Origin of the sequence: Shinella sp. M31, assembly GCF_049199205.1 — a bacterium.
Lineage (GTDB): Bacteria > Pseudomonadota > Alphaproteobacteria > Rhizobiales > Rhizobiaceae > Shinella.
In genome coordinates, this window is record NZ_JBLZPH010000015.1 from 39,936 (window position 1) to 46,256 (window position 6,321).

A 6,321-nucleotide genomic window follows, 5' to 3' on the forward strand; every position below is an offset into this window, starting at 1 on the left:
TCGCGTGCGGGGAGCGCAAAGAATCGCTCGTGTCCGTCTTGAATCCGAATCGCCCGGCCGATCAAGAGTCTAGACAGAAATTCGGGCGGCCGTCAGAACGACTGGCCAATGCCGGCATAAACCCCGAAAGAGGTGCCGCCATCATATTTCTTGAGCGGCACCGCCACGTCGAGGCGGAGCGGCCCGAAGGGCGTCGCATAGCGCAGGCCGATGCCGGCGCCCGCCCTGATATCCTTGAAATCAGGCACTTCATCGGTCGAAACCGTGCCCACGTCGAGGAACGGCACGAGGCCGATCGTCTCCGTAATCCCGATGCGGGCTTCGGCGGAAGCCGAGACATAGGACCGGCCGCCGAGGAGCTTGCCCTTGCCGTTGCGCGGCGAGATTTCCTGATAGCCATAGCCGCGCACCGTGCCGCCGCCGCCGAGGAAGAAGCGGCGCGTCGCCGGAATATCGGAAAGCTCGTTGCCGCCGATGATCGTGCCGGCCGCCAGTTTGCCGGCAAGCACGAAACGCTTTTCCTCGCCCAGCGCCTGATAGCCGGTAATGGCGCCCTCGAAGCTGGAGAAGACCGTGCCGCGGTTGAACTCGTAGCTCGGCTTGGCGTTGATCAGCGCGCGGTAGCCTTCGGTCGGGTTCAGCTTGTCGTCGCGCGTATCGCGGACATATTCGATCGGGATGGCAGCCGTCAGGTACTTGTTCTTGCCGAAGGCGTCCTCGACATCGCTCCACATCACCTCGCCGCCGGCGCTTACCGTGTCCTGGTCGGACAGTTCGACGCTGACGCCGGCCGCAGCCGTGGTGGTGAAGGCCTTGTAAGCATCGGGATCGACGATCGAAGCCTTGAGGCTCGCATTGAATGTCGAGGCCGGACCGAAGGCGCCGGGCTTCGAAAACAGGATGGCGGTCGAATAGTCCATATCGCCGAGCGCGGACTGGCCGATGCGGCTGACCGAACCTTCGATGCGCAGGGACTCCGCCTGGCCGAACAGGTTGCGATGGCCCCAATAACCCTGCAGGCCGAGGCCATCCGTGTTCGACACCTGCGCGCCGACACCGAAATAGCGATGTTTGCCTTCCGAGACTTCGATGGTCATCGGCAGCGATCCGTCCGGCGCCAGCTTGTCGGCCTCGCGGATCGTGACGCTGGAGAAGACGCCGAGCGTGCGCAGCCGTTCGGCGGCCTTCGTGAGCGCTTCCGGCGAATAGGGCTGGCCGGCATTGATGCGCGAATAGCGCTGCACGAAATCCGCATCGACCGTCTTGGTGCCGGTCACGCCGACCGCGCCGACGGGCGCCACCGGCCCGCCTTCGGCGGCGATCACCACATCGACGGTCTGCGTCTTGTGGTCCGCCGTTGCATTGCGCTCGGTCAGCTTGGCGAGCGGCCGGCCCTCGGCCTTGAGGTCGACGACCATTTTCTCGCCGGCCTTCAGGATGATGGTGGAATCCGCACGCGCACCCGGCACGAGCCCGTAGTCGGCCGCATTACGCCCCTCGGCATCACCGGAAAAGACGATGTCGCCGAAGGTGAAGACCGGGCCGGGATCGACGGTAATCGTCACCGGAATGGCGCCGCGATCAGGGAATTCCGGATTCGGCGGCAGCTGATCGAGGTCCTGCCCGTCGACCGTGACCTTCACAACGCCGCCATAGCGGGCCTTTTCATAGAGCGCGGCAAGGATGCGGTCGCGATCGTCGCGCGCCTTGATGACGAGGCCGAGATCGCCCGAGACCGGCTTGCCCTCGTCCTGCTTGAGCAGCGCGGTGTTCTCGATCGCGTCCTTGAGTTCGTCGTCGTCGGTGCCGGGATTAAGCGTCAGCGTATAGTTGACGGGATCGATGACGTCGGCCGTATCTTCCTCGCTCTCGAAGAACTTCATGCCGAAGATTTCAAAGGCAAAGGCGGGAGAGGCGGAAAGGGGGGCAACGGCCAACGCGGCAGCCACCGCGAGCGCGGTGCCAGCTTTCAGAAACGCAAAACTCTTTTCCGGCCGGTTCACTTTATCCCGCATCCGCAGCTATCCGTCGCCTTTCTCCGTAAGGTGCGGGGCTTACGGCGGACCGGCAGCTTTCCGTCACAGACTTCAGGCGCCCTGGTTCATCCAGAGCTTTCAGGCAGGAAAAGACCCTAACGCGTTAGGTTTTCCGTAATGTTAACGGCGGTTTTACACGGTGACGGACAGGATTTGAAGCGCCGAAGGGCATTTTATCCCGACGGCGGACAGGCAAAAGCCCCGGAGACGATCCGGGGCTTCGCATAGGTTGCAGGTGGCGGGTATCAGTAACCCGATGGGCAACGGTCGATGTAGCGGCGACCGTAGCGGTCACGGTAGTAGCACTGGCCGGGCTGTTCAGCGACGGAGCCGATCACAGCGCCGGAAACGCCACCGATGGCGGCACCGACGGCAGCGCCGCGCACGTCACCGGTGATCGCGCCACCGATGATCGCGCCGGAGACGGCGCCGATGCCTGCACCCTTTTCCGTCTGCGTGCAGCTGGCGACGGCCAGACCGACCAGGACGAGCGCAATGACTTTCTTCATGAAGATGTTCTCCAAAGTTGAGATGCGGCCCGTTTTCGGATCCGCACTATCCCCTTTTACGTTACGCAACACACGCCGCCGTCTTGCACGGTCAGGTCTGTCCGAAGTCCAAAATATAGCCGGAATCCGGGAAGTCCATGGGACTAAACTATTTTTTTGCTGTCCGAATAAACAGCGTTTCCGTTTCGTTTGTTTGGTCCGTCAAACGCGTCCGGTCACGAGAAATTTCGATTTACCTTGAAAGTACCGGTTGATCCCCGCCGCAAAAAGTCAAATGATATGACTGTTGATGCCGCGCCGACGGGAGGAGAACCCCGCGCGACATCTTGCCGGAATGAAATGCACGCGAATTGAATGCTGGTGTCGTCTGATCCCAGGCCCGCGTCGCGACGACGCCCGCTGCATGCACACTCGGATCGACCGACCCAGCGGCTCTGCAACCGCCAGGGAGGAACGAATGGCGAAAGTGGCAATGACCGTCAACGGCCGGAAGGTGAGCAAGGAATGCGAGGACCGCACCCTGCTTGTGCACTTCCTGCGCGACACCCTCAGCCTCACCGGAACCCATGTCGGCTGCGATACGTCCCAGTGCGGCGCCTGTGTCGTGCATATGGACGGCAAGGCCGTAAAAAGCTGTTCCATGCTCGCGGCCCAGGCCGCCGGCGCCGAAATCCTCACCATCGAGGGCCTTGCCGCGAACGGCGAACTGCACCCCGTTCAGGCCGCCTTCAAGGCGCATCACGGCCTGCAATGCGGCTTCTGCACGCCCGGCATGGTGATGACCGCTGTCGACATGATCAATCGCTATGGCGCCAAGCTCGACGAGCAGACCGTCCGGGAAAACCTGGAGGGCAATATCTGTCGATGCACCGGCTACCACAATATCGTGAAAGCCATCCTCGCCGCCGCCGAAGAAATGGGCGCGGCAGGGCGTCAGGCTGCGGAATAACGGGGAGCGTGAATAGGGAATAGGGCAGGACTTCGCTCCGCCACACCGCTTCCCTGATCGCTATTCCCTATTCGCTATTCGCTCATTCTCTGGAGGAGATGAACATGAGTGTCGAAGGCATCGGCGCGCGCGTCGCGCGAAAGGAAGACAAGCGGTTTCTCATGGGCCAGGGCAAATATACGGACGACATGTCCGTGCCCGGCATGCGCTACGCCGCATTCGTGCGCTCGCCGCACGCACACGCGAAGATCAGGAGCATCGATACGTCGGCGGCCGCGGACATGCCCGGCGTCATCGGCGTGCTCAACGGCAAACAGATGCTCGACGACGGCATCGGCAATCTGATCTGCGGCTGGATGATCCATTCCAAGGACGGCTCGCCGATGAAGATGGGCGCCTGGCGGCCGATCGCGCATGATACGGTGCGCTATGTCGGTGACGCCGTCGCCGTCGTGGTCGCCGACACGATGGGCGAGGCGCGCGACGCGGCCGAAGCCGTCGTCGTCGAATACGACGTGCTGCCCGCCGTCACCGATGCGGTGAAGGCGCTCGAGGCCGGCCAGCCGCAGCTCCATCCGGAAGCGCCCGGCAACCTGATCTACGACTGGGAGATCGGCGACAGCGCCGCGACGGATGCGGCGATTGCCGCTGCCGCCCATGTCACGGAAATGAAGATCGTCAACAACCGTCTCGCGCCGAACCCGATGGAACCGCGTGCCGCACTCGGCATCTACGATTCCGCCGAGGACCACTACACCTGCTACACGACGAGCCAGAACCCGCACGTCGCGCGCCTCGTCATGAGCGCCTTCTACAATGTCGCGCCGGAAAACAAGTTGCGCGTCATCGCGCCGGATGTCGGCGGCGGCTTCGGCTCGAAAATCTATATCTACCCCGAGGAGATCGTCTGTCTCTGGGCCTCCAAGCGCACCGGCGTGCCGGTGAAATGGACCAGCGACCGCACCGAGGCCTTCCTGACGGATGCCCACGGCCGCGACCATGTCTCGACCGTCAAGATGGCCTTCGACGCGAACAACCGCGTCACGGCGCTGAAGGTCGACACGATCGCCAATTTCGGCGCCTACATGTCGCTGTTCTCCTCAGCCGTGCCGACCTATCTCTACGCCACCCTTCTCTCCGGCCAGTATAATTTTCCGGCGATCCACGCCAATGTGCGCGCCGTCTATACCAACACGGTCGCCGTTGACGCCTATCGCGGCGCCGGGCGGCCGGAAGCGACCTATCTGCTCGAACGCACCATGGAGACGGCGGCGCGCGAGCTCGGCGTCTCGCCGGCGGAGCTGCGCCGCATCAACTTCATCCGCAGCTTCCCGCACCAGACGCCGGTCATCATGAACTACGATGCCGGCGACTACGAAGCCTCGCTGGAAGCTGCGATGCAGGCCGCCGACTGGGCCGGCTTCCCGGCCCGCAAGGCGGAAGCCGCAAGCCGCGGCATGAAGCGCGGCATCGGCATGAGCTGCTATATCGAAGCCTGCGGCATCGCGCCGTCGGCTGCGGTCGGCTCGCTCGGCGCGGGTGTCGGCCTGTGGGAATCGGCGGAGGTGCGCGTCAATGCCGTCGGCACCGTCGAGGTGCTGACCGGCTCGCACAGCCACGGCCAGGGCCACGAGACGACCTTCGCCCAGCTCGTCGCCGACCGTTTCGGCGTGCCGCTCGACAGCGTCTCCATCGTGCACGGCGATACCGACAAGGTGCAGATGGGCATGGGCACCTACGGCTCGCGCTCCGGCGCCGTCGGCATGTCCGCCGTCGTCAAGGCGCTCGACAAGGTGGAGGCCAAGGCCAAGAAGATCGCCGCCCACCTGATGGAGGCCGACGAGAGCGACATCGTCATCGAAAACGGCGCGCTGAAGGTCGCCGGCACCGACAAGTCGGTTCCCTGGTTCCAGATGGCGCTTGCCGCCTATACCGCCCACAACCTGCCGTCCGGCATGGAGCCCGGCCTCAAGGAAGGCGCCTTCTACGATCCCGCCAACTTCACCTTCCCGGCCGGCTGTTATATCGCGGAGGTCGAGATCGACCCGGAGACCGGCAAGACGAAGATCGTCCAGTTCGTCGCCGCCGACGACTTCGGCAACATCATCAACCCGATGATCGTCGAGGGCCAGGTGCATGGCGGCATCGCGCAGGGCATCGGCCAGGCGCTGCTCGAAAACGTGCACTACGACCCGGAAACCGGCCAGCTGCTGACGGCGAGCTACATGGATTACACCATGCCGCGCGCCGACGACCTGCCCTCCTTCCAGGTCTCGCACCAGATCACGCCCTGCCCGAACAATCCGCTCGGCATCAAGGGCTGCGGCGAGGCGGGCGCCATCGGCTCGCCGCCGGCGCTGATGAACGCCATCACCGACGCCATCAGCAACAACAACCTCGACATGCCGGCAACGCCCCAGAAGGTCTGGGCGGCGGCACGGGCAGCAGCGAACTGACGGGAGGACGCCATGTACGCTACCAACTATCACCGCGCCACTTCGGTCGCCGACGCCGTCAGACTGCAATCCGCCTCGGACGAGGCGAAATACGTCTCCGGCGGCATGACGCTGATCCCGACGATGAAGCAGCGGCTCGCCGCCCCCTCCGATCTCGTGGATCTCCGCCATATCGCCGAGATGAAAGGCATTTCCGTCAACGGCAGCCGCGTGCGCATCGGTGCGGCCACCACGCACTACGAGGTGTCGACCTCGGCGGAACTGAAGGCCGTCTGCCCAGCGCTCTCTCACCTCGCCGCCCATATCGGCGATCCGCATGTCCGCCACATGGGCACGATCGGCGGCTCCATCGCCAACAACGACCCGGCGGC

General features: G+C 64.0%; 5 protein-coding genes. 3 read left to right on the forward strand and 2 right to left on the reverse strand.

Going from position 1 to position 6,321, the window contains the following annotated elements; translation table 11 throughout:
* Positions 1–92 precede the first annotated feature (92 nt).
* Both ACOZKU_RS02960 and ACOZKU_RS02965 read right to left on the reverse strand, forming a co-directional pair.
* On the reverse strand, positions 93–2,015 hold the full coding sequence (locus tag ACOZKU_RS02960) for an autotransporter assembly complex protein TamA (protein ID WP_421577589.1): 1,923 nt from the start codon (positions 2,013–2,015) through the stop codon (positions 93–95).
* 266 nt (positions 2,016–2,281) lie between these two features.
* Positions 2,282–2,545 (reverse strand): YMGG-like glycine zipper-containing protein, encoded by a 264-nt coding sequence (locus ACOZKU_RS02965; protein WP_117371935.1) that lies wholly within the window; start codon positions 2,543–2,545, stop codon positions 2,282–2,284.
* Between the two features lie 457 nt (positions 2,546–3,002).
* Here ACOZKU_RS02965 and ACOZKU_RS02970 point away from each other — a divergent pair, with 457 nt between their 5' ends.
* The 3 genes from ACOZKU_RS02970 to ACOZKU_RS02980 form a co-directional block, all read left to right on the forward strand.
* Positions 3,003–3,494 (forward strand): (2Fe-2S)-binding protein, encoded by a 492-nt coding sequence (locus tag ACOZKU_RS02970; RefSeq protein ID WP_421577590.1) that lies wholly within the window; start codon positions 3,003–3,005, stop codon positions 3,492–3,494.
* A gap of 104 nt (positions 3,495–3,598) precedes the next feature.
* Positions 3,599–5,950, forward strand: coding sequence for a xanthine dehydrogenase family protein molybdopterin-binding subunit (locus ACOZKU_RS02975; protein ID WP_421577591.1), 2,352 nt, complete (start codon positions 3,599–3,601; stop codon positions 5,948–5,950).
* A gap of 12 nt (positions 5,951–5,962) precedes the next feature.
* Positions 5,963–6,321 (forward strand): FAD binding domain-containing protein (locus tag ACOZKU_RS02980; protein WP_421577592.1); only part of this gene is annotated, 359 nt, incomplete at its 3' end.

Coding starts and splice junctions, on each gene's coding strand:
- ACOZKU_RS02960 (WP_421577589.1), bottom strand. CDS start 2,015: ATGCGGGATAAAGTGAACCGGCCGGAAAAGAGTTTTGCGTTTCTGAAA.
- ACOZKU_RS02965 (WP_117371935.1), bottom strand. CDS start 2,545: ATGAAGAAAGTCATTGCGCTCGTCCTGGTCGGTCTGGCCGTCGCCAGC.
- ACOZKU_RS02970 (WP_421577590.1), top strand. CDS start 3,003: ATGGCGAAAGTGGCAATGACCGTCAACGGCCGGAAGGTGAGCAAGGAA.
- ACOZKU_RS02975 (WP_421577591.1), top strand. CDS start 3,599: ATGAGTGTCGAAGGCATCGGCGCGCGCGTCGCGCGAAAGGAAGACAAG.